Origin of the sequence: Rhizobium johnstonii 3841, from assembly GCF_000009265.1 — a bacterium.
In the GTDB taxonomy this organism is placed as follows: Bacteria; Pseudomonadota; Alphaproteobacteria; order Rhizobiales; family Rhizobiaceae; genus Rhizobium; species Rhizobium acaciae.
Genome location: NC_008380.1, coordinates 2,322,532 through 2,342,759, shown reverse-complemented (window position 1 = coordinate 2,342,759; position 20,228 = coordinate 2,322,532). Strand labels below are relative to the sequence as shown.

Annotated in this window: 21 protein-coding genes; 11 read left to right on the top strand and 10 right to left on the bottom strand. The window is 59.8% G+C overall.

The annotated features are described in order from the left end of the window. Positions 1-42: 42 nt before the first annotated feature. The 3 genes from tsf to RL_RS11500 all read right to left on the bottom strand — a co-directional run bounded on the left by tsf (position 43) and on the right by RL_RS11500 (position 3,139). The gene (gene tsf, locus RL_RS11510; protein ID WP_011651815.1) at positions 43-969 is read right to left on the bottom strand and encodes a translation elongation factor Ts; all 927 of its coding nucleotides are present in this window, start codon (positions 967-969) and stop codon (positions 43-45) included. 241 nt (positions 970-1,210) lie between these two features. Beyond that, the gene (rpsB, locus tag RL_RS11505; RefSeq protein ID WP_003539287.1) at positions 1,211-1,978 is read right to left on the bottom strand and encodes a 30S ribosomal protein S2; all 768 of its coding nucleotides are present in this window, start codon (positions 1,976-1,978) and stop codon (positions 1,211-1,213) included. Between the two features lie 324 nt (positions 1,979-2,302). Further along, positions 2,303-3,139, bottom strand: coding sequence for a cell envelope integrity EipB family protein (locus RL_RS11500; protein ID WP_011651813.1), 837 nt, complete (start codon positions 3,137-3,139; stop codon positions 2,303-2,305). Positions 3,140-3,275: 136 nt separating this feature from the next. On the opposite strand from RL_RS11500, the gene RL_RS11495 reads away from it, so the two are divergent. The 5 genes from RL_RS11495 to RL_RS11475 all read left to right on the top strand — a co-directional run bounded on the left by RL_RS11495 (position 3,276) and on the right by RL_RS11475 (position 6,766). Further along, on the top strand, positions 3,276-3,746 hold the full coding sequence (locus tag RL_RS11495) for a RidA family protein (RefSeq protein ID WP_003539285.1): 471 nt from the start codon (positions 3,276-3,278) through the stop codon (positions 3,744-3,746). After that, entirely contained in the window at positions 3,743-4,462 is a 720-nt protein-coding gene (locus tag RL_RS11490; RefSeq protein WP_011651812.1) for a glycerophosphodiester phosphodiesterase, read from the top strand. The genes RL_RS11495 and RL_RS11490 overlap by 4 nt, the downstream gene beginning before the upstream one ends. 179 nt (positions 4,463-4,641) lie before the next feature. Then, positions 4,642-5,832, top strand: coding sequence for a GNAT family N-acetyltransferase (locus RL_RS11485; protein ID WP_011651811.1), 1,191 nt, complete (start codon positions 4,642-4,644; stop codon positions 5,830-5,832). A gap of 154 nt (positions 5,833-5,986) precedes the next feature. After that, complete coding sequence (locus tag RL_RS11480; RefSeq protein ID WP_028742055.1) at positions 5,987-6,418, top strand: HIT family protein; 432 nt, start codon at positions 5,987-5,989, stop codon at positions 6,416-6,418. 57 nt (positions 6,419-6,475) lie between these two features. Continuing rightward, positions 6,476-6,766, top strand: coding sequence for a Dabb family protein (locus RL_RS11475; RefSeq protein WP_011651809.1), 291 nt, complete (start codon positions 6,476-6,478; stop codon positions 6,764-6,766). 73 nt (positions 6,767-6,839) lie between these two features. Here RL_RS11475 and clpA read toward each other — a convergent pair whose 3' ends face one another. The 6 genes from clpA to RL_RS11445 all read right to left on the bottom strand — a co-directional run bounded on the left by clpA (position 6,840) and on the right by RL_RS11445 (position 12,706). Beyond that, positions 6,840-9,332 (bottom strand): ATP-dependent Clp protease ATP-binding subunit ClpA, encoded by a 2,493-nt coding sequence (gene clpA, locus RL_RS11470; protein WP_011651808.1) that lies wholly within the window; start codon positions 9,330-9,332, stop codon positions 6,840-6,842. Positions 9,333-9,342: 10 nt separating this feature from the next. After that, positions 9,343-9,693 (bottom strand): ATP-dependent Clp protease adapter ClpS, encoded by a 351-nt coding sequence (gene clpS / locus RL_RS11465; RefSeq protein ID WP_017988219.1) that lies wholly within the window; start codon positions 9,691-9,693, stop codon positions 9,343-9,345. Between the two features lie 276 nt (positions 9,694-9,969). Further along, positions 9,970-10,341: a phasin family protein gene (locus RL_RS11460; RefSeq protein WP_028742056.1), complete on the bottom strand. Its 372-nt coding sequence runs from the start codon at positions 10,339-10,341 to the stop codon at positions 9,970-9,972. 273 nt (positions 10,342-10,614) lie between these two features. After that, positions 10,615-10,818 carry a DUF3126 family protein gene (locus RL_RS11455; RefSeq protein WP_003539277.1) on the bottom strand — a complete coding sequence of 68 codons (204 nt, stop codon included), beginning with the start codon at positions 10,816-10,818 and terminating at the stop codon, positions 10,615-10,617. A 140-nt stretch (positions 10,819-10,958) separates the two neighbouring features. Then, positions 10,959-11,792 carry a serine O-acetyltransferase gene (gene cysE, locus RL_RS11450; RefSeq protein WP_011651805.1) on the bottom strand — a complete coding sequence of 278 codons (834 nt, stop codon included), beginning with the start codon at positions 11,790-11,792 and terminating at the stop codon, positions 10,959-10,961. Between the two features lie 128 nt (positions 11,793-11,920). Next, positions 11,921-12,706, bottom strand: coding sequence for an alpha/beta fold hydrolase (locus RL_RS11445; protein ID WP_011651804.1), 786 nt, complete (start codon positions 12,704-12,706; stop codon positions 11,921-11,923). A gap of 158 nt (positions 12,707-12,864) precedes the next feature. Between RL_RS11445 and RL_RS11440 the strand changes: the two genes are divergently transcribed. Together RL_RS11440 and RL_RS11435 are read left to right on the top strand one after the other, a co-directional pair. Continuing rightward, a complete protein-coding gene (locus RL_RS11440) occupies positions 12,865-13,110 on the top strand; it encodes a zinc-finger domain-containing protein (protein WP_003539274.1) in 246 nt (81 codons plus the stop codon). Positions 13,111-13,137: 27 nt separating this feature from the next. Then, complete coding sequence (locus tag RL_RS11435; protein WP_011651803.1) at positions 13,138-14,292, top strand: FAD-dependent monooxygenase; 1,155 nt, start codon at positions 13,138-13,140, stop codon at positions 14,290-14,292. Positions 14,293-14,322: 30 nt separating this feature from the next. On the opposite strand, the gene RL_RS11430 is transcribed toward RL_RS11435, so the two are convergent. Then, positions 14,323-15,513: a cystathionine beta-lyase gene (locus RL_RS11430; RefSeq protein ID WP_011651802.1), complete on the bottom strand. Its 1,191-nt coding sequence runs from the start codon at positions 15,511-15,513 to the stop codon at positions 14,323-14,325. A 360-nt stretch (positions 15,514-15,873) separates the two neighbouring features. On the opposite strand from RL_RS11430, the gene RL_RS11425 reads away from it, so the two are divergent. The 4 genes from RL_RS11425 to RL_RS11410 all read left to right on the top strand — a co-directional run bounded on the left by RL_RS11425 (position 15,874) and on the right by RL_RS11410 (position 20,169). After that, on the top strand, positions 15,874-16,899 hold the full coding sequence (locus RL_RS11425) for an amino acid ABC transporter substrate-binding protein (RefSeq protein WP_011651801.1): 1,026 nt from the start codon (positions 15,874-15,876) through the stop codon (positions 16,897-16,899). Positions 16,900-17,001: 102 nt separating this feature from the next. Further along, positions 17,002-18,204: an amino acid ABC transporter permease gene (locus RL_RS11420; RefSeq protein WP_011651800.1), complete on the top strand. Its 1,203-nt coding sequence runs from the start codon at positions 17,002-17,004 to the stop codon at positions 18,202-18,204. A 1-nt stretch (position 18,205) separates the two neighbouring features. After that, positions 18,206-19,360, top strand: a complete 1,155-nt coding sequence (locus RL_RS11415; RefSeq protein ID WP_011651799.1) for an amino acid ABC transporter permease — start codon at positions 18,206-18,208, stop codon at positions 19,358-19,360. A gap of 35 nt (positions 19,361-19,395) precedes the next feature. Next, the gene (locus RL_RS11410) at positions 19,396-20,169 is read left to right on the top strand and encodes an amino acid ABC transporter ATP-binding protein (protein WP_011651798.1); all 774 of its coding nucleotides are present in this window, start codon (positions 19,396-19,398) and stop codon (positions 20,167-20,169) included. The last annotated feature ends 59 nt before the right edge of the window (positions 20,170-20,228 follow it).

Sequence of the window (20,228 nt, the reverse complement as noted above, 5' to 3'; positions counted from 1 at the left end):
TCACGCGATGCCCTTCGTGTTTTCCCAATTATGGCTGGAAGATCAACCCTTGACGGCAGCAGCGACTTCGGCCGCGAAGTCGGTTTCTTCCTTCTCGACGCCTTCGCCGAGCAGCAGACGGGCCATGCCGGCAACCTCGATCGGCGCGCCGACGGCCTTTTCAGCTTCCTTGATGGCGGCTGCGACCGTCAGATCCGGATTGATGACGAAAGCCTGCGAGAGAAGGGCCACTTCCTCGAAGAACTTGCGCATGCGGCCGTCGACCATCTTCTCGATGATATTGTCCGGCTTGCCGGAAGCGCGCGACTGCTCGATGAAGACGTTGCGCTCGCGCTCGGCGACGGCGGCATCGACTTCTTCCGGGCGGATTGCCAGCGGCGCGGTGGCGGCGATGTGCATGGCGACCTGACGGCCGATCGCGTTCAGGGCTTCCTTGTCGCCGGTCGACTTCAGCGCAACGAGAACGCCGAGCTTGCCGAGGCCGTCGGAAACAGCATTGTGGATATAGGTGGCGACGACGCCGTCCTCGACCGAGAGGGCGACCGAACGGCGCAGGTTCATGTTCTCGCCGATCGTTGCGATCGCATCCTTGATCGTGTCGGACACGGACTTGCCTGATGCCGGGTAGGTCGCAGCGGCAACGGCGTCGACGGTGCCGTCGGTCGAGACGGCGACCTTGGCGATGCCGCGGACGAGTTCCTGGAAGGCATCGTTACGGGCGACGAAGTCGGTTTCGGAATTGACTTCGACGACGACGGCCTTGGTGCCCTGGCTCGAAACGCCAATGAGGCCTTCAGCAGCGGTGCGGCCGGACTTCTTGTCGGCCTTGGCGATGCCCTTGGCACGCAGCCAGTCGATCGCCGCTTCCATGTCGCCAGCGGTTTCAGCAAGAGCCTTCTTGCAGTCCATCATGCCTGCGCCGGTCTTTTCGCGCAGTTCCTTCACCATTGCAGCCGTAATCTCGCTCATTAGCTTCCTCTTGTCGGTTCATACGGTGGACCGCAAAGCGCGGCTCGGCACCGGATTGAGGCACGAAATGTACCTGTATGTATGACAGCGTGATGAAGACGCGTCATAACGAAACTTATCGGGCGGAGAGCCTGACGCCCTCCCCTTGAAACTGGCAAGGCCGCCGAACTTCGATGAGTCGCGAGCGGCCTTTCCCAGTCTCTGCAAGCATTGGCGGACCTTTTCGATCCGCCCGCCTTCATCAGCCTTCGGCTGCTTCCTCGAGGGCCGGCTCGACCGGAACTTCGGAGGATGCGCCGAGATCGCGGCCGGAAGAGCCCTGCTGACGCGCGATGCCGTCGATCGCGGCGCGGGAGATCAGCTCGCAGTAAAGAGCGATCGCACGCGATGCGTCGTCGTTACCCGGGATCGGATAGTCGATCAGGTCCGGATCGCAGTTCGAGTCGATGATGGCGACAACCGGGATGCCGAGGCGCTTGGCTTCGTCGATCGCGATCTTTTCCTTGTTGGTGTCGATGATGAACATCAGGTCGGGCGTGCCGCCCATATCGCGAATACCGCCAAGAGCCTTGTCCAGCTTTTCACGTTCGCGCTCGAGGTTCAGGCGTTCCTTCTTGGTGAAGCCCTGGGCTTCGCCGTTCAGGATCTCGTCGAGCTTGCGCAGACGCTGGATCGAGTTGGAGATCGTCTTCCAGTTCGTCATCATGCCGCCGAGCCAGCGCGAATTGACGTAGTACTGGGCCGAGCGCTTGGCGCTGTCGGCAATGATCTCGGACGCCTGGCGCTTGGTGCCGACGAAGAGAACGCGGCCGCCGCGGGCAACGGTGTCGCTGACGACCTGAAGGGCGCGCGACAGCATCGGAACGGTCTGGGCCAGATCGATGATGTGAATGTTGTTGCGATCGCCGAAGATGTACGGCTTCATCTTCGGGTTCCAGCGATGCGTCTGGTGGCCGAAGTGGACGCCTGCCTCAAGAAGCTGGCGCATAGAAAAATCAGGCAATGCCATGCCTTGTTACTCCTTTTCCGGTTGAACCTCCGCAAGGCGAACAGCACCCTCTTCGAGGATGCCACCGGGCGGAACAGCCCGGATTTCTCCCGGACGATCCCATGCCTTACGTGTGGAATGCGGGTGCCCATACATTCGATTTGGCGCAAAAGCAAGGCTTATGCCGAAAAAACCTGGCTCACGCACCCCCACGGCGCATGGATCTGCAATAAAGGAGACGAAGGCGACTGCCTGCCCTTGGAATGCTGCGCTCAGCCTGCCACCGTCTGCAGCAACATAGACAGGATGAATATCAGTCTCAGGGGCTGGAGAAGGCAACGAGACCTACTTGCAAACTTCGGCCTTGCGGTCGAGCAGCTCCAGCTTGGCGAGCTTGCCGGTCAGGACGAAATCGCCGTAATCCATCGTCAGGTCGCGGGTGATGCCGTTCTCATAGAGCTTGAAGGACATGCGGTAGACCGGCACAGCATCCGATTTCGCATTCTCGTTGAAATAGGCGATCGTCACCGGCCAGAAGGCGGTCTTGGAGAAGGCGCCGGCGTTGCCGGCATCGGCTTCCTCGGCGATCGGCGTCTCCTGCTTGCCGACGATCGTCGTCGTCGCCAGCGACTTGTCGCCGTCGTCCGAACCGTCGAAGACACGCGCCTCGAAGAAGCGCTTGCCGTCCTTGGCATGCTGGATCACATCGAGCATATGTTCCGTGGGAAAACGGCTTTCTAAAAGCTGCAGCTCGCGGCTCGCCGGCTGCTTGAGATCAACCTTGACGCCATCAGGCTGGTCCTGCGCCGCACCGTTGACCTCTTTGTCGAGCTGCTCGTCGGTGAAGGATTTAGTGTCGAAGGTGAACTTGCCGTCCTTCAGGTTCTCGAAGGTCTTGGTCTGCTGGTCGCTGACACGCACGCTGTCGCCGGTGTCGATCTGTGTCACGAAGCGGAAGTTGGTGGTGAAGCCCTGGCAATAGCTGCCGTCGAACTCATAGACCATGCGACCGTACATGCCGGCGATGCCGGAGCGGTCCGAAGCGTCCTTCAGTTCCAGATCGTAGACCGCGCGATGGGCGACGAGGCCGGTCGCGATCGCAGCGCTCACCGCGGGCGCAGCCGCCCATGCATTGGCGGAAACGCTGGCGAGAAGCAGAGCGACAAGACTCGATCGGAACATTCATTAACTCCTGTTGGACTCGGTCGCGATGTTATAAGAACGCTTTCGGCCAAATCGAGGCTCGAAACTGTCATATTAAAGATTCTAGTCTTGATGCATAATTTTTGAAGAATTGACAACAAAAGCGGAGACGAAAATGTCCGATGAAATTGCAGCGCGCCTGATTGAGATGGGGATAACCCTGCCCGAAGCCGCAGCACCTGCTGCAAATTACGTTCCCTATGTCATCAGCGGCAATCTTCTCTACATCTCCGGCCAGCTGCCGCTCGAAGGCGGCAAGGTCACCGTCTCAGGCCATCTCGGCAAGACCGTCGACGTTGCAACGGGCCAGCGCGGCGCCGAACTCTGCGCCATCAACATCCTTGCCCAGGCGAAGGCGGCACTTGGCGGCGATCTCGGCCGTATCCGGCGCGTCATCAAGCTGAACGGCTTCGTCGCCTCGGCGCCCGACTTCGTCGAGCAGCATCTCGTCATCAACGGCGCTTCGAACCTGATTGCCGGCGTGCTTGGCGAAGCCGGCAAACATGCGCGTGCCGCCGTCGGCATGGCGGCCTTGCCGCTGAATGCCGCCGTCGAGATAGACGCTATCATGGAAATCGCAGAATGACCAATGTTGCCTGGATCAGGGACCTGCCGGTCGCCCATCGCGGCTATCACGACCTCAACACACATGTCTGGGAAAACACGCTTTCGGCCTTCTCACGCGCCGTCGAAGCGGGCTTTGCGATCGAATGCGACCTGCACTACGCCTCCGACGGCGTACCGGTCATCTTTCACGACGAGGACCTGCAGCGCCTGTGCAATCTCAACGGCGACATCCGCGAGCGCACCTCCAGGGAACTCGGACTGATCGCCGTGGGCGGCACAAGCGACAAGGTGCCGACGCTGCGCCAGCTTCTCGATCTCGTCAAGGGCAAGGTGCCTTTGGTGCTGGAGCTGAAGGGGCGCGAGGCCGATGACGAAGGTTTCGCCGAAGCCGTGCTCGAGGTCCTCGAAGGCTATGAGGGCCAGGTGGCGCTGATGAGCTTCGACCACTGGCTGCTGCGCGACCTGAAGGCGCTTGGCTCACCCTACCCGCTCGGGCTGACCGCCAACGGCAACACGCCGGAAGAGTTCAATACGCATGCGAAGGCGATGGAAATCGGTCTCGATTTCATCTCCTATTATTATGACGACCTGCCGAATGCCTTCATCACAGGCGAACGCGAAAAGGGCATTCCCGTCATCACCTGGACGGTGCGTGACGAAGAGGCGCGCCGACGCACATTCGCCAATGCAGACCAGATGACCTTCGAAGGCTTCGATCCGCGTGTGGCTGCTTGACGCTCGCTTTTTGGCCAAGATCATGCGCAGACTGCTGCATAACTCCTTAAATCGGATCGATTTGAGGATAAATTATGCAGCAACTCAAAGTGTTACAGCGTCCTTTGCGCGTCTGAAAAGACGCGCGGCGCTGTAAGGCAGAGCCGAGACCATCCTCCCACAGGCTTCGCATTTGTCCCATGACTGATGAATTATCCATTCGCGTCGAACGCTCCTTCACCGCGATTTCCCCGGAGAGCTGGTCCAGGCTTTCCGGGGCGTCGAAGACCTGTGCTACGATTGCCTACAACCCTTTCGTTTCGCACGCCTTTTTATCGTCGCTGGAAGACTCCGGCTCGGCCGACGCCGAGACCGGATGGCTCGGCCACCATCTACTGCTCGAGACCGGGCGCGGCGAACTGATCGGTGCCCTGCCCGGCTATCTCAAGAACCACAGCCAGGGCGAATATGTCTTCGACCATGGCTGGGCCGACGCCTTCGAGCGAGCCGGCGGCCGTTACTATCCCAAACTTCAGTGCTCGATCCCGTTCACCCCGGCGACGGGCCCGCGGCTTCTTGTCGCCGAGGGGCTGCAGCGGCTGCCGATCCAGAGCGCGATCGCCGAAAGCCTGAAGGAGGTGGTGCGCCGGCTCGGCATCTCCTCGGCCCACATCACCTTCGTGCCGGACGAAGAGATCGGCGTCTTCGAGATGGACGGCTATCTGCACCGCACCGACCAGCAGTTCCATTTCATCAATGACGGCTATGCCAATCACGAGGAATTTCTCGAAACGCTTGCCTCGCGCAAACGCAAGGCGTTGCGCAAAGAGCGCCGCGCCGCCCTCGAAAACGGGATCAGCATCGACTGGCTGACCGGCCGCGACCTGACGGAACGCATCTGGGACCAGTTCTTCAAGTTTTACATGGATACTGGCGGGCGCAAGTGGGGCCGGCCCTACCTCACCCGCAAGTTCTATTCGCTGATCGGCGAACGCATGGCCGACGATATCCTGCTCGTCATGGCCAAGCGCGAGGGGCGCTATATTGCCGGCGCGATCAACTTCATCGGCGGCGATACGCTCTACGGCCGTCACTGGGGCTGTATCGAGGATCATCCCTTCCTGCATTTCGAGGTCTGCTATCATCAGGCGATCGACTTCGCGCTTTCGAAAGGGCTGAAACGGGTCGAGGCCGGAGCGCAGGGCGAACACAAGCTCGCACGTGGTTACCTGCCGGTGACGACGCATTCCGCCCATTATGTCGCTCATGCCGGCCTTCGCCGGGCGATCGGCGACTATCTCGCCCGCGAGCGCGCCGATGTCGAACAGATGAGCGAGTTGCTGACCGAGCACAGTCCTTTCCGCAAGGGCGAGCGTCAGCAGGAGGATTGACGCCGCCGCACCGGCCGCGTTACCCGATCAACGCATAATTCCCTAAATCGGAATCGATTTTGGGGATAAAATTATGCAGTAGTTCAAAGTGCTACAGCGTCCTTTGCGCGTTTGAAAAGACGCACGGCGCTGTGAAAAACGAGGAGATTTCGTGATGACCAGCCCGGCCGCTTATGACGACAACAACATCTTCGCCAAGATCCTCCGCGGCGAAATCCCTTCGCACCGGGTTTACGAGGACGAGCATACCATCGCCATCATGGATGTGATGCCACAGGCGCCGGGCCACGTTCTCGTCCTTCCGAAGGCGGCATCGCGCAATATTCTCGACGCCGATCCAGCCACCCTCACCCGCGCGATATCAGTCGTCCAGAAGATCGCCAATGCGGTGAAGGACGTCTTCGACGCCGATGGCGTGTTCATCGCCCAGTTCAACGAGCCGGCCGCCGGGCAAACGGTGTTCCACCTGCATTTCCACGTCATCCCGCGCCATGAGGGCATGGCCCTCAAGCCGCATTCCGGCAAGATGGAGGACGGTGCCGTGCTGGCCGGCAATGCCGAAAAGATCAGGGCCGCACTGGCGTAGGGTCAACACCCGTCGATTTCAGAGAATTCAATCCAGACAACCATTTGGAACACGATCATGATCCGCCATACTGTCGCATTCCGCCTGAAGCACGAAGTTGGCTCGGCGGAAGAAACGTCGTTCCTCGCCGACGCGCTGGTGCTTGCCAAGATCCCGAGCGTGCGGAACTTCGAGCAGCTTCGGCAGACGAGTCCAAAGAACGATTTTACCGTCGGCTTTTCGATGGAATTCGACGATCAGGCTGGCTACGACACGTACAATCTCCATCCGCTGCATGTCGCCTTCGTGCGTGACCGCTGGATGCCCGAGGTCGCCGATTTTCTCGAGATCGACTACACCAGGCTCTAAAAAGGGCGCATGCAGATCCGGAAACGCAAAAGGCCGCGAGTGACGCGGCCTTTTCCAATTCGGTGACGGTATCTTACTTCTTGCGTGGAACCTTCGGAACCGCGCTTCCCTTCTTCGGGGCGTCGCGGACCTCAGGCTCGGCCTGCGGCACCGCTTTGGCGCGGGTCTTGCGGGCTGCCTTCGTCTTCAGCTCGCCGTCATCCCCATCATCGCCTTCGGGATGCACGACCTCGGCTTCGGGCTTCGGCTTGATCGGCGCCGTTTCCGAAATGGCTTCCAGCACGATGCCGGGTTTGCCGTCTTCCTTCGGGCCGACGGTGACATTTACGACGCCGCCCTTCTTCAGCTTGCCGAAGAGGATCTCGTTGGCGAGCGGCTTCTTGATCGTATCCTGAATGACGCGAGCAAGCGGGCGGGCGCCCATCTTCTCGTCGTAACCCTTTTCCGCCAGCCAGGCGATCGCGTCCTCATGCAGGTCGAAGGTGACGTTCCTTTCGGAAAGCTGGGCCTCCAACTGCATGATGAACTTCTGCACGACCTTGTGGATGACAGCCGTCGGCAACGCCGCGAAAGGAATGATCGCGTCGAGACGGTTGCGGAATTCCGGTGTGAACAGGCGGGTAAGCGCCTCCTCGTCCTCGCCGGTGCGCTTGGACGAGCCGAAGCCGATCGCCGCCTTGGCCATCTCCGACGCACCCGCATTGGTCGTCATGATCAGGATGACGTTGCGGAAGTCGATCTTCTTGCCGTTGTGGTCGGTCAGCGTGCCGTGGTCCATGACCTGCAAGAGGATATTGTAGATGTCGGGATGCGCCTTCTCGATTTCGTCGAGCAGGACCACGCAATGCGGGTGCTGGTCGACGCCATCAGTCAGAAGACCGCCCTGGTCGAAGCCGACATAGCCGGGAGGTGCGCCGAGCAAACGCGAAACCGTGTGCCGCTCCATATACTCCGACATGTCGAAGCGCAGGAGTTCGACGCCGAGCGACGATGCCAACTGCTTTGCCACCTCGGTCTTGCCGACGCCGGTCGGACCGGAGAAGACATAGGCGCCAATCGGCTTGTTCGGCTCGCGAAGACCGGCACGCGCCAGCTTGATCGAGGTCGAAAGGGCTTCGATCGCGATATCCTGGCCGTAGACCACCGAACGCAGTTCCTGCTCGAGATTGGCGAGCACCGCTTCGTCGTCCTTGGAGACGGTCTTCGGCGGAATGCGCGCCATCGTGGCGACCGTTGCCTCGATCTCCTTTTCGGTGATCAGCTTGCGGCGCTTCGACGGCGGCAGCAGCATCTGGGCGGCACCGGTTTCGTCGATCACGTCGATCGCCTTGTCGGGCAGCTTGCGGTCGGAGATGTAGCGGGCCGACAATTCGACGGCCGACTTGATGGCGTCGTTCGAATAACGCAGGTGGTGATACTCTTCGAAATAGGGCTTCAGGCCCTTCATGATCTCGATCGCATCATCGATCGACGGTTCGCTGACGTCGATCTTCTGGAAGCGACGGACCAGCGCCCGGTCCTTCTCGAAGAACTGGCGGTATTCCTTGTAGGTGGTCGAACCGATGCAGCGAATGGCACCCGATGACAGGGCCGGCTTCAGGAGGTTCGATGCATCCATCGCGCCGCCCGAGGTGGCGCCGGCGCCGATCACCGTGTGGATCTCATCGATGAAGAGCACGGCGCCTGGATATTCTTCCAGTTCCTTGACGACCTGCTTCAGGCGCTCCTCGAAATCGCCGCGGTAGCGCGTGCCGGCGAGCAGCGTGCCCATGTCGAGCGAGAAGATCGTCGCGTCGGCGAGTGCTTCGGGAACCTTGCCTTCGACGATACGCTTGGCAAGGCCTTCGGCGATCGCCGTCTTGCCGACGCCGGGATCACCGACATAGAGCGGATTGTTCTTCGAACGGCGGCACAGGATCTGGATCGTGCGGCTCACCTCGGCGTGACGGCCGATCAGCGGATCGATCTTGCCGCCCTTGGCCTTCTCATTGAGATTGACGCAATAGGCCTTGAGCGCATCCTGCTGCTTCTTGGGGCCGCCCTCTTCCTCGCCGCCGCGCGCCGTCGGCTTGCTGCTTTCGGCTTCGTCCTCAGCACCGCGCGGGGGACGCACATCCGAAGCACCCGGCCGCTTGCCGATGCCGTGGGAGATATAGTTGACGGCATCGTAGCGGGTCATTTCCTGCTCCTGCAGGAAATAAGCGGCATGGCTCTCGCGCTCGGCGAAGATCGCGACGAGCACGTTGGCGCCGGTCACCTCTTCGCGGCCGGACGATTGCACGTGGATGACGGCACGCTGGATGACACGCTGGAAGCCGGAGGTCGGCTTCGAATCCTCGTCATATCCGGTGATCAGGTTGGAAAGTTCGTTGTCGACATATTCGACGAGCGTCTTGCGCAACGCGTCGAGATCGACATTGCAGGCACCCATGACCGCGGCCGCATCGGCATCGTCGATCAGGGCGAGCAGCAGATGCTCGAGCGTCGCATATTCGTGGTGCCGCTCGTTGGCAAAGGTCAGTGCCTGATGGAGCGCCTTCTCTAAACTAGGCGAAAATGTTGGCACGTTCAGATCCTCACTTCTTTTCCATGACGCATTGCAGCGGATGCTGGTGTTGCCGGGCGAAGTCCATCACCTGGCTGACCTTCGTTTCCGCTACCTCGTATGTGAATATTCCGCATTCGCCGACGCCGTGGTTATGGACATGGAGCATGATGCGGGTGGCACTTTCACGATCCTTCTGAAAAAAACGCTCCAGAATATGGATGACGAATTCCATGGGAGTGTAGTCGTCATTCAAAAGCAGCACACGATAAAGATTGGGCTTCTTGGTCTTCGGCTTGGTGCGTGTGATGACCGAGGTTCGATTTGCGTTGTCCCCGTTCCTTTCGCTGTCGTTCTGCATCCGGATCGGCTTTGCGATCATTGTCATTCATTCCTCAAGCAATCCGGCGGAGCATGGGAGGGTGCTTTTCCCACCGAATATCTGAAACACTAACTTAGTTCATAATAGGCTGATTTTAAGCCCCCTGTCAGACACTGCAATCAAGAAATGGCCGGCATGCACGGGAAAGACCAAAAAAGTCCCTGGTCGATCCCATGCGGGCGCTGCAGCGAAAGCGGAAACAAAAAGACCGGCCACAGATGCGTAGCCGGTCCTCGTTTTTCAATATGTAGCGCAGGTTGCGCCGTCAAAATCACGTCATGCGGCAGCAGGTGTCGCCGAAGCGACCGACTTGGGGGTCTTGCCGACGGCAGCGGCGATCGGCGCTTCATAGGGCTTGTAGGCTGATTTGGCGAGATCGGCATACATCTCACTGAGCTTCGTCGTCTCGGAGACAAAGCCTTCAAAATACGCCTTGACGTAGCTCGTCTGCAGCTCGAAAGCGGCCTCGAAGCTCTTGACGCCGGCCAGCGTTTCGAAATGCGTCACCGCCTCCTGAAAGGATTTTTTCGAATATTCAGTGGCTTCGGCGGCGATTGCCTGAAAGCCCTTGGACGTGTCGGTATAGGTCTTCAGGGCCGTGTCGACGGCTTCCTTGCTCTTCTTGTTGGCGTCTTCAAAGTTGAACATGAGCCATCCTCCGTTGGGCTGTTGGTGGCCGCAGGGTAGCTGCAATGCACAAATAGTCAAGTAGTCTTGTGCGTTGCAAAACATCCAAAGGTTGTATTGCAATAACATAACAAAGGCAGCGCGCCGGGGCACGTACGTCTTTAACTGATTTTGCTAAAATATATCAGAATGCCGCAACCGGAAGTTTTGAATAAATTCTCGTTGCGAATCGAAAAAACGAAAAAAGGACCGAACGGATCGCGCGTTCGGTCCTTTTGAAGCTTTCGAACGCGATCAGAGATCGACGTCGAGGATCGCCATCGAAAAGTTGTAGGAGCGGTCGCCGTCCTCGTCATCGATATAGACGACACCCAGAAATTCTTCGCCGAGATAGACTTCCGCAGAATCATCCTTGCGCGGACGCGCCTTGACGATCATCTGCGGGTTGAACATGCGCTTGAAATAGGCGTCGAGCTTCTTGATTTCTTCTGGCTTCACTCTGTCATCTCCGTAAGCGGTCTTGATTGGCCGCTTCTTGCACAGGAAATGCAGCGGTGTAAAGGCAAGGTTGCCGTTTGCTCATGGCCCTCCCCGCTCGGATCCCGCCGACTTTTCCTATCCTTGTTTCCAATGGGCGCTCAGATATCGGCGCCAATCACCTGGTCCATGTTGCGCGACGGCTCGGAACAACCGGCCTCACCGACGACCTTGGCCGGCACGCCCGCCACCGTCTTCTTGGGCGGCACCGCCTTCAATACGACGGAGCCTGCGGCGACTCGTGAGCAGTAGCCGATCTCGATATTGCCGAGGATCTTGGCGCCGGCGCCGATCATGACGCCGGAGCCGATCTTGGGATGGCGGTCAGCGCCCTCCTTGCCGGTGCCTCCGAGTGTGACGCCGTGCAGGATCGAAACGTTGTCGCCGATGACGGCCGTCTCGCCGACGACGAGGCCGGTGGCGTGATCGAGGAAGATGCCCTTGCCGATACGGGCGGCCGGATTGATGTCGGTCTGAAAGACGCTGGAGGAGCGGCTCTGCAGATAGAGCGCAAAATCACGCCGGCCGCGGTTCAGCAGCCAATGGGCGAGACGATGTGTCTGCAGCGCGTGGAAGCCCTTGAAATAAAGCACCGCCTCCATGAAGCGCAGGCAGGCGGGATCGCGGTCATAGATCGCCTGGATATCGACGCGCAGGATGGAGCTCCAGTCCGGCCAGTCGAGGAGCATTTCCTCGAAGGTCTGGCGAAGCAGGTTCGCCTGCATGTCGGGGTGATCGAGACGCTCGCAGATGCGGTGGATGACGCATTCCTCGAGCGAGTGGTAGTTGATCACGGTCGAATAGAGGAAGGCCGCGAGAACCGGGTCCCGTTCGGCGGCGAGCCGGGCTTCCTCGCGCAGGCTGTCCCAGATGGGATCCATCACCTTCAGCGGATGGCCTGTCTCAAAAGCACGGATGTCAGTCTTTGCGACCATCGCCGCTCTCCTCGTTGCCGGAAGGAATGCCGTTTTCGGAATGCCAATATATAGAGGAAAACGCCAATAACATATATGGGTGCCGTCGCCATGGTTTTTTAGCATGGATTTTCGGCATCAGGATGTTGTCAGCGATGGGCGACCCTTGCATAGAAGGCCAGCACCGCCTGCTTGAAAACCTTGTCGCCGACGGCGAGCATATGATCGCGGCCCGGAATATCGAGCGCTTCGGCATTTTGCATCAGCGCCGCCAATTCCTGCGGCGAGCCGGCGATATCATCCTTGGTGCCGACGCCGATCAGCGTCGGCATATCGAGCTTGGCCATATCGGAGCGGGCGACGAGATCGCGCGAGCCGCGGATGCAGACGGCAAGGGCGACGTGGTCGCTCTTCGTCTGCTCGGCGAAGGCGCGGAACATGCGGCCGCGGGTATGCGTCACCGCCTCCAGCGAGGGCGCCAGAAGTGCATCGGCAATCGGGTCCCAGTCACCGACGCCGTCGGTCATGCCGATGCCGAGGCCGCCGAGCACCAGTGAACGGACGCGATGCGGATTGGCAAGCGCGGCAAAAACGGAAATGCGCGCGCCCATCGAATAGCCCATGACATTGGCCTCTGGGATGCCAAGATGGTCGAGCAGTGCGATCGCATCGCCGGCCATGACCCAGGGACGATAGGCTTCGGCATCATGCGGCTTGTCGCTTGCGCCGTGGCCGCGATTGTCCATGGCGATCACCCGGTAGCCGGCATCGCCGAGCGTCTTCAGCCAGCCAGGATGCACCCAATTGACGTTTGCGGTCGAGGCAAAGCCGTGGATCAACAACACGGGGACGCCGGCCGGATCGCCCTCATCGAAGAAGGCGAGCTGCAATCCGTCATGGGTGAAGCTCGAAAATGTGGGCGTATTCAGGTTCATCGGGCCTTCCTTTTTGGCGCGACCATAATCGAGCGGCCTTTCGTCGTGAAGCCAAAAACTGTGGCTAAAAACTGTGCTTGGCGAGGCGGTTTGGCTCTACACATTTGCGGCGAAGGCTTATAAGGTTCGCGCACATTTCAAAGTATTCGGAGAGCGACATGGCCGGCCACAACATTCCCCACTTCCAGAACGACGGCGGTCACCGCGTTATCGAAGTCGGCGTCAAGGAATTCATGTGCACCGGCGCTTCGGCTCCCTTCGATCATCCGCATATCTTCATCGACATGGGCGACGACAACGAGAAGGTCTGTTCCTACTGCTCGACGCTCTATCGCTTCAATTCCGCTCTCAAGCCGAGCCAGACCAATCCGGCCGGTTGCGTTTTCCACGTAAAGGCGGCGTAGTCAGTCCAGATCCGGACCGGACGGACAATGCCGATCGAACATGCCGCCATCGTCGGCGCCGGGATATCAGGACTGACTGCTGCCCTCGCGCTTTCGCGCCGGGGTATCAGCTCGGAGATCTTCGAGCAGGCGGGCGAACTCACCGACATCGGCGCCGGATTGCAGGTTTCGCCGAACGCTTCCCGCATCCTTGCCGAACTTGGTATCCTTGAGGGACTGTCTAAGGTCTGGCTCGAGCCGGACGCGATCCGGCTGAGATCGGGTGGGTCGCTCCGCCAGCTCGCGGCGGTGCCGGCCGGCAAATTCGCGCGAGAACGCTGGGGCGCTCCCTATGGCGTCCTGCACCGCACCACATTGCAGAAAGCCCTTTTGGCTGCGGTTGCGGCCGATCCGCTCTGCCGGCTTCACCTTGGTGTGCGGATAGATTCGACCCTACCGCTTTTCGAGCGGGCGGCCGATGTCGTCATCGGCGCCGACGGCGTCTGGTCGAAGCTTCGGCAATCCGTGCCGGGCAGCCCCTCGCCGCGCTTTTCCGGCAATATCGCCTACCGTTTTACGATTGCCGAAACGGAGGCGCCCGCTTTCCTCGACCGGGCAAGCGTTTCGGCTTTTCTCGGCGGTTCGGCGCATCTCGTCTGCTATCCGCTGAGGGAGACCGGCAGCTTCAACGTAGTGGCGATCACCGCCGGCAATATCGCGTCGCAGGCCTGGCAAAGCGAGCCGACGGCTGAACAGCGCGCCGAGTTGCGGGCACGCCTTTCCGGCTGGAATGCCGCGATCGTCTCGCTGCTCGACAGACAGAAGAAGCTGACGTTCTGGCCGCTGTTCGAAACCACATCGGGCGTATGGCAGGACGGCCGCAGGACAGTTCTGATCGGCGACGCAGCGCATGCGATGATGCCGTTTGCCGCCCAGGGAGCGGCGATGGCGATCGAAGACGCCTATGAACTGGCCACGTTTCTTTCGAACCACCCCGTGGCGGAAGCGCTGGCGCTCTTCGAACGACATCGGGCGCCACGCATTGCGAGGCTTCGCCAGCGCGGCGCCTTCAACCGGTTCGCCTATCATGCAAAAGGGCCGATCCGGATCGGCCGCGATCTCGTGCTCGGCCTCAAGCCGCCGCTGAGCCTCGCGGCAGATCTCGACTGGATCTACGGCTATCGGGCTGTCGATCTGCCGTGAGGCGGGACCACGACGGCAAAATGTGTCTGATCAGACCGCGCTTGCCGCCGCAAAACCCCGTTCGATATCGGCCTTCAGGTCGGCCACGTCCTCGATGCCGATCTGCAGGCGGATGACCGGACCGTCCGTCGGAGCCTTGGCGACCGTGCGATCGTTGAGATAGGCGTGCAAGGCGAGGCTTTCAAAGCCACCCCAGGAATAGCCGAGACCGAAAATCCTCAGCGCATCGAGGAAGGCATGCGCCTTTGCTCTGGACTTCTCGGGACCGTCTGCGGCCAGCACGAAGGAGAAGATGCCGCTGGCGCCTTTGAAATCGCGCTTCCAGAGATGGTGCGAGGGGAAACTCGGCAGGGCCGGATGCAGCACGCGGGCGACGTCGTCCCTGCCCTCCAGCCATTTCGCGATATCGAGCGCGCTTTCATAGTGCCGCTCGAGGCGCAGGCCCATGGTGCGCAATCCGCGCAGGATCTGGTAGGCATCATCGGGTGCGCCGCAGATGCCGAGCACACCGTTTGCCTCCTTCAGCCGCTCCCAATGCTCGGCATTGGCCGAAACCGTCCCGAGCAGGATGTCGGAATGGCCGGACGGATATTTCGTCGATGCGTGGATCGAGATGTCGACGCCGTGATCGAGCGGCCTGAAATAGACCGGCGTCGCCCAGGTATTGTCCATCATGACGACGGCGCCGTGGCGGTGCGCAACCGCCGAGATCGCCGGAATATCCTGCATCTCGAAGGTGTTGGAGCCAGGAGCCTCGGTGTGGACGAGTTTCGTGTTCGACCGGAACAGTGTCTCGATGCCGGCGCCGATCTCCGGATGGTAATATTCCACCTCGACGCCCAGGCGCTTCAACATCGTGTCGCAGAAATGACGCGTCGGGCCATAGACCGAATCGACCACCAGCGCATGATCGCCGGCTGCGACGAAACCCAGAAACGGAATGGTGACGGCCGCAAGGCCCGACGGCACAAGGATTGTTCCGGCCGAGCCTTCGAGTGCGTCGATCGCCTCGCAGAGCGCATCCGTCGTCGGGGTGCCGCGCGTCCCGTAAGTGTATTTCTGCGTGCGCGTCTCCATCGCCCGCGCGTTCGGAAACAGCACTGTCGAGGCATGCACGACCGGCGGATTGATGAAGCCGTGATAATCGAAGGGGTCGTTGCCGATATGGGTCAGGCGGGTGTTGATGCCGGCATTTTGCAGCAAGCTGTCTTTGTCTTTCATGTCGGGAATAGCCTTTGGCGAAGGGTCGCGAAACCAGACTTTTGGACGCCCCGCCGTTTCCGGTCAACCCCTTGAAGATCGGTTGAGGCGACGATCCGAAATCATGGAAATTTCGATTTTCGCGTTATTTTTCCGCAACCGGACGCCTATTTCCTAGTCAACCGCCCATGAATGCAGCGCTATCTGCCAAAATGTTGCATTTCGCCGCAATTATTGGGCGTGACACTTGACCATAGTGACATTTGCGACTGTGATAGGGTCACTCGCGCCGGGAGGGTGTCGAGACAATGGGGAGGCGGCACGGATTGTCGGCACGCACTCCCCACAAGAAAAGATAAGACAACGGAAAAGGTTGGGAAAATGAAAAATAAGCTCCTGTCCGCCGCCATCGGCGCAGCAGTTTTGGCAGTTGGCGCCTCGGCCGCCTCCGCCACCACTCTGTCAGACGTCAAGGCAAAGGGTTTCGTTCAGTGCGGCGTCAATACCGGCCTTACCGGCTTTGCCGCACCTGACGCTTCCGGCAATTGGGCCGGCTTCGACGTCGACTTCTGCAAGGCCGTCGCTTCGGCGGTGTTCGGCGACCCCACCAAGGTCAAGTACACGCCGACAAATGCGAAGGAACGCTTCACCGCTCTGCAGTCCGGTGAAATCGACGTTCTCTCGCGCAATACGACCTGGACGATCAACCGCGACACCGCACTCGGCTTCAACTTCCGTCCCGTCACCTATTATGACGGCCAGGGCTTCATGGTGCGCAAGGGCCTGAACGTGAAGTCGGCTCTCGAACTCTCCGGCGCAGCAATCTGCGTGCAGTCGGGGACGACCACGGAACTGAACCTCGCCGATTATTTCAAGACGAACAATCTGCAGTACAATCCGGTCGTCTTCGAAAATCTTCCTGAGGTCAACGCGGCCTACGACGCCGGTCGTTGCGACGTTTACACGACCGACCAGTCCGGTCTCTATTCGTTGCGTCTGACGCTGAAGAATCCCGACGAACACATCATCCTTCCTGAGATCATCTCCAAGGAGCCGCTTGGCCCGGCCGTCCGTCAGGGCGATGATCAGTGGTTCGATATCGTTTCCTGGACGGCTTATGCGCTGATCAATGCCGAAGAGTTCGGCATCACCCAGGCAAATGTCGACGAGATGAAGAACTCGCCGAACCCTGATATCAAGCGCTTCCTCGGCAGCGAGACCGACACCAAGATCGGCACCGATCTCGGCCTGACCAATGATTGGGCCGCCAACGTCATCAAGGGCGTCGGCAATTATGGCGAAATCTTCGAGCGTAACATCGGCCAGGGCAGCCCCCTCAAGATCGCACGCGGCTTGAATGCTCTGTGGAACAAGGGCGGCATCCAGTACGCACCGCCGGTTCGTTAATCGAGCACCGGCAGTGAAATACCGGGAAGGCGGCCAAGCCGCCTTCCCACTCCAAAAAGTAAAAAGAAAGCCCGAAAACGGGCACAAGGGGATTGGCGCGGCATGACGCATGAGGCTGTGGATACGACACCTTTGCATGGCACCGGCTGGAGTTTCCGGTCGGCAATGTACGACCCGAAATACCGGAGCATATTTTACCAGATTCTAACAATCGTTATTCTCGTGGGTTTTGTGTGGTGGGTGGCCCACAACACGGCCGTGAACCTTGCCCGCAGCAATACGGCATCGGGTTTCGGCTTTCTTCGCGGCCGCGCCGGTTTCGAAATCGGCCAGTCGCTGATCACCTTTTCGAGTGACTCGACTTATGCGCGCGCACTTCTCGTCGGTATTTTGAATACCTTGCTGGTGGCGGTGACTGGTATCTTCACGGCGACCATCATCGGCTTCCTGATCGGGATCGGCCGGCTGTCGCGCAATTGGCTGATTGCCAAGCTCTGCACGGTCTATGTCGAGGTTTTCCGCAACATTCCGCCGCTGCTCGTCATCTTTTTCTGGTATCTCGGCGTTCTCTCCGTTTTGCCGCAGCCGCGAGAGTCGGTGGGTCTGCCGTTCAGCATGTACCTCAACAACAGAGGACTGGCCTTCCCGAAGCCGATCTTCGACACGGGCATGATAGCAGTCGGCATCGCCCTGGTGATTGCGATTGTCGCCAGCATCATCATCGCGCGCTGGGCCCACAAACGCCAAGCCGCAACCGGCCAGCCGTTCCACACCGTGTGGACTGCGATCGCGCTGATCGTCGGCTTGCCATTGCTGGTCTTCGTTGTCTCTGGCTTTCCGCTAACCTTCGACGTTCCGGTTGCCGGAAAATTCAACCTAACGGGCGGCTCCGTCGTCGGCCCCGAATTCATGTCGCTGTTTCTCGCTCTGTCCTTCTATACCGCCTCGTTCATCGCCGAGATCGTTCGCGGCGGCATTCGCGGCGTTCCAAAGGGACAATCCGAAGCAGCCGGAGCGCTGGGGCTGCATCCGTCGAGCGTGACGAGACTTGTCGTGGTGCCGCAGGCGCTGCGCATCATCATCCCGCCGCTGACGAGCCAGTACCTGAACCTGACCAAGAACTCCTCACTCGCCATCGCGATCGGCTTCTCGGATCTCGTTGCCGTCGGTGGCACGATCCTCAATCAGAGCGGTCAAGCGATCGAGATCGTCTGCATCTGGGGTATCGTCTATCTCAGCTTGAGCATTCTCACGTCGCTGTTCATGAATTGGTTCAATGCCAAGATGGCACTGGTGGAGAGATAAGATGTCGGTCGCCGATAAACCCTTTGTCAGAACGTCCATCCTTGCAGCCGAACCGCCGCCCCCCGGCGAGAGGGGAGCCGTCGCCTGGATACGTCGCAATCTCCTGGCAACTCCGAAGGACGTGATCCTGACGATCCTCGCTCTTGCGCTCATCGCATGGGCCGTGCCGCATCTCGTCAACTGGCTGTTCATCCAGGCCGTATGGTCCGGCCCGGACCGCACATTCTGCGCGACGACGCTCCAGGGCGGCATCCAGCCTGACGGCTGGAGTGGTGCATGCTGGGCCTTCATCAGCGCCAAGTACGATCAGTTTATCTTCGGCCGCTACCCGCTCGGCGAGCGTTGGCGGCCGGCGATCGTCGGGATCCTGTTCATTCTGCTGCTGGTTCCGATGTTGATCCCGTCGGCGCCGCGCAAGGGCCTGAACGCCATTCTTCTGTTCGCCGTCCTGCCGGTCATCGCCTTCTGGCTTCTTCACGGCGGCTTCGGCCTTGAAGTGGTGGAGACTCCGCTCTGGGGCGGGTTGATGGTGACGCTCGTCCTGTCCTTTGTCGGTATTGCCGTGTCCCTACCCGTCGGCATTCTGCTTGCGCTGGGACGCCGCTCGAGGATGCCCGTCATCCGGATGCTCTGCGTTACCTTCATCGAGGTCATTCGAGGCGTTCCGCTGATCACCGTTCTGTTCATGGCAAGTGTCATGCTGCCGCTCTTTCTTCCGACAGGCTGGAACGTGGACAAATTGCTTCGGGCGCTGATCGGTGTGTCGATCTTCACGTCGGCCTATATGGCTGAAGTGATCCGCGGCGGCCTTCAGGCGATCCCGAAGGGACAGTTCGAAGGCGCCGATTCACTCGGCCTCGGCTATTGGCAGAAGACCCGGCTGATCATCATGCCGCAGGCCATCAAGCTGGTCATCCCGAGCATCGTGAACACCTTCATCGGAACGTTCAAGGACACGTCGCTGGTCACCATTATCGGCATGTTCGATCTGCTTGGCATCGTCAAGCTGAACTTCTCCGATGCCAATTGGGCAAGCGCCGTCACGCCGATCACGGGCCTGATCTTCGCGGGCTTCATCTTCTGGCTGTTCTGCTTCGGCATGTCGCGCTATTCAGGTTTCATGGAACGCCATCTTGATACCGGCCACAAACGATAAGAACGCTACAACGATAAGAATGAGGGAAAATAGTCATGGCTGAAGCTCCAGCGAAAAAGCTCACCGTTTCCGCAACGGAAGTGGCGGTCGAGATCGTCAACATGAACAAGTGGTACGGCGATTTCCACGTGCTGCGCGACATCAACCTGAAGGTCATGCGCGGCGAGCGCATCGTCATTGCCGGCCCGTCGGGTTCGGGCAAGTCAACGATGATCCGCTGCATCAACCGCCTTGAAGAGCATCAGAAAGGCAAGATCGTCGTCGACGGCACCGAGCTCACCAACGATCTGAAAAAGATCGACGAGGTGCGGCGCGAAGTCGGCATGGTGTTCCAGCACTTCAACCTCTTCCCGCATCTGACGATCCTCGAAAACTGCACGCTGGCGCCGATCTGGGTCCGCAAGATGCCGAAGAAGCAGGCCGAAGAAGTGGCCATGCACTTCCTGAAGCGGGTCAAGATCCCGGAGCAGGCCAACAAATATCCGGGCCAGCTCTCCGGCGGCCAGCAACAGCGCGTGGCGATCGCCCGGTCGCTGTGCATGAACCCGAAGATCATGCTGTTCGACGAGCCGACCTCGGCGCTCGATCCCGAAATGATCAAGGAAGTGCTCGACACCATGGTGGGTCTCGCCGAGGAAGGCATGACCATGCTCTGCGTCACGCATGAAATGGGCTTTGCCCGCCAGGTGGCCAACCGGGTCATCTTCATGGACCAGGGCCAAATCGTCGAACAGAACGAACCGGCCGCCTTCTTCGATAACCCGCAGCACGAACGCACCAAGCTGTTCCTCAGCCAGATCCTGCACTAAAGCGCGGTTGCGATCTTTCAGATTCGCGTGCCGCGCTTTAGGCCTTTGTTTTTCCGCAT

Excerpts from the sequence above, each read along its gene's own strand:
- RL_RS11480 (WP_028742055.1), top strand. The coding sequence starts at position 5,987 with ATGACCAGCCCGGCCGCTTATGACGACAACAACATCTTCGCCAAGATC.
- tsf (WP_011651815.1), bottom strand. The coding sequence starts at position 969 with ATGAGCGAGATTACGGCTGCAATGGTGAAGGAACTGCGCGAAAAGACC.
- RL_RS11430 (WP_011651802.1), bottom strand. The coding sequence starts at position 15,513 with ATGAAAGACAAAGACAGCTTGCTGCAAAATGCCGGCATCAACACCCGC.
- RL_RS11435 (WP_011651803.1), top strand. The coding sequence starts at position 13,138 with ATGCCGATCGAACATGCCGCCATCGTCGGCGCCGGGATATCAGGACTG.
- cysE (WP_011651805.1), bottom strand. The coding sequence starts at position 11,792 with ATGGTCGCAAAGACTGACATCCGTGCTTTTGAGACAGGCCATCCGCTG.
- RL_RS11490 (WP_011651812.1), top strand. The coding sequence starts at position 3,743 with ATGACCAATGTTGCCTGGATCAGGGACCTGCCGGTCGCCCATCGCGGC.
- RL_RS11500 (WP_011651813.1), bottom strand. The coding sequence starts at position 3,139 with ATGTTCCGATCGAGTCTTGTCGCTCTGCTTCTCGCCAGCGTTTCCGCC.
- RL_RS11420 (WP_011651800.1), top strand. The coding sequence starts at position 17,002 with ATGACGCATGAGGCTGTGGATACGACACCTTTGCATGGCACCGGCTGG.
- RL_RS11410 (WP_011651798.1), top strand. The coding sequence starts at position 19,396 with ATGGCTGAAGCTCCAGCGAAAAAGCTCACCGTTTCCGCAACGGAAGTG.
- RL_RS11440 (WP_003539274.1), top strand. The coding sequence starts at position 12,865 with ATGGCCGGCCACAACATTCCCCACTTCCAGAACGACGGCGGTCACCGC.
- RL_RS11445 (WP_011651804.1), bottom strand. The coding sequence starts at position 12,706 with ATGAACCTGAATACGCCCACATTTTCGAGCTTCACCCATGACGGATTG.
- RL_RS11415 (WP_011651799.1), top strand. The coding sequence starts at position 18,206 with ATGTCGGTCGCCGATAAACCCTTTGTCAGAACGTCCATCCTTGCAGCC.
- RL_RS11495 (WP_003539285.1), top strand. The coding sequence starts at position 3,276 with ATGTCCGATGAAATTGCAGCGCGCCTGATTGAGATGGGGATAACCCTG.
- RL_RS11425 (WP_011651801.1), top strand. The coding sequence starts at position 15,874 with ATGAAAAATAAGCTCCTGTCCGCCGCCATCGGCGCAGCAGTTTTGGCA.
- RL_RS11460 (WP_028742056.1), bottom strand. The coding sequence starts at position 10,341 with ATGTTCAACTTTGAAGACGCCAACAAGAAGAGCAAGGAAGCCGTCGAC.
- RL_RS11485 (WP_011651811.1), top strand. The coding sequence starts at position 4,642 with ATGACTGATGAATTATCCATTCGCGTCGAACGCTCCTTCACCGCGATT.
- rpsB (WP_003539287.1), bottom strand. The coding sequence starts at position 1,978 with ATGGCATTGCCTGATTTTTCTATGCGCCAGCTTCTTGAGGCAGGCGTC.
- clpS (WP_017988219.1), bottom strand. The coding sequence starts at position 9,693 with ATGATCGCAAAGCCGATCCGGATGCAGAACGACAGCGAAAGGAACGGG.
- RL_RS11475 (WP_011651809.1), top strand. The coding sequence starts at position 6,476 with ATGATCCGCCATACTGTCGCATTCCGCCTGAAGCACGAAGTTGGCTCG.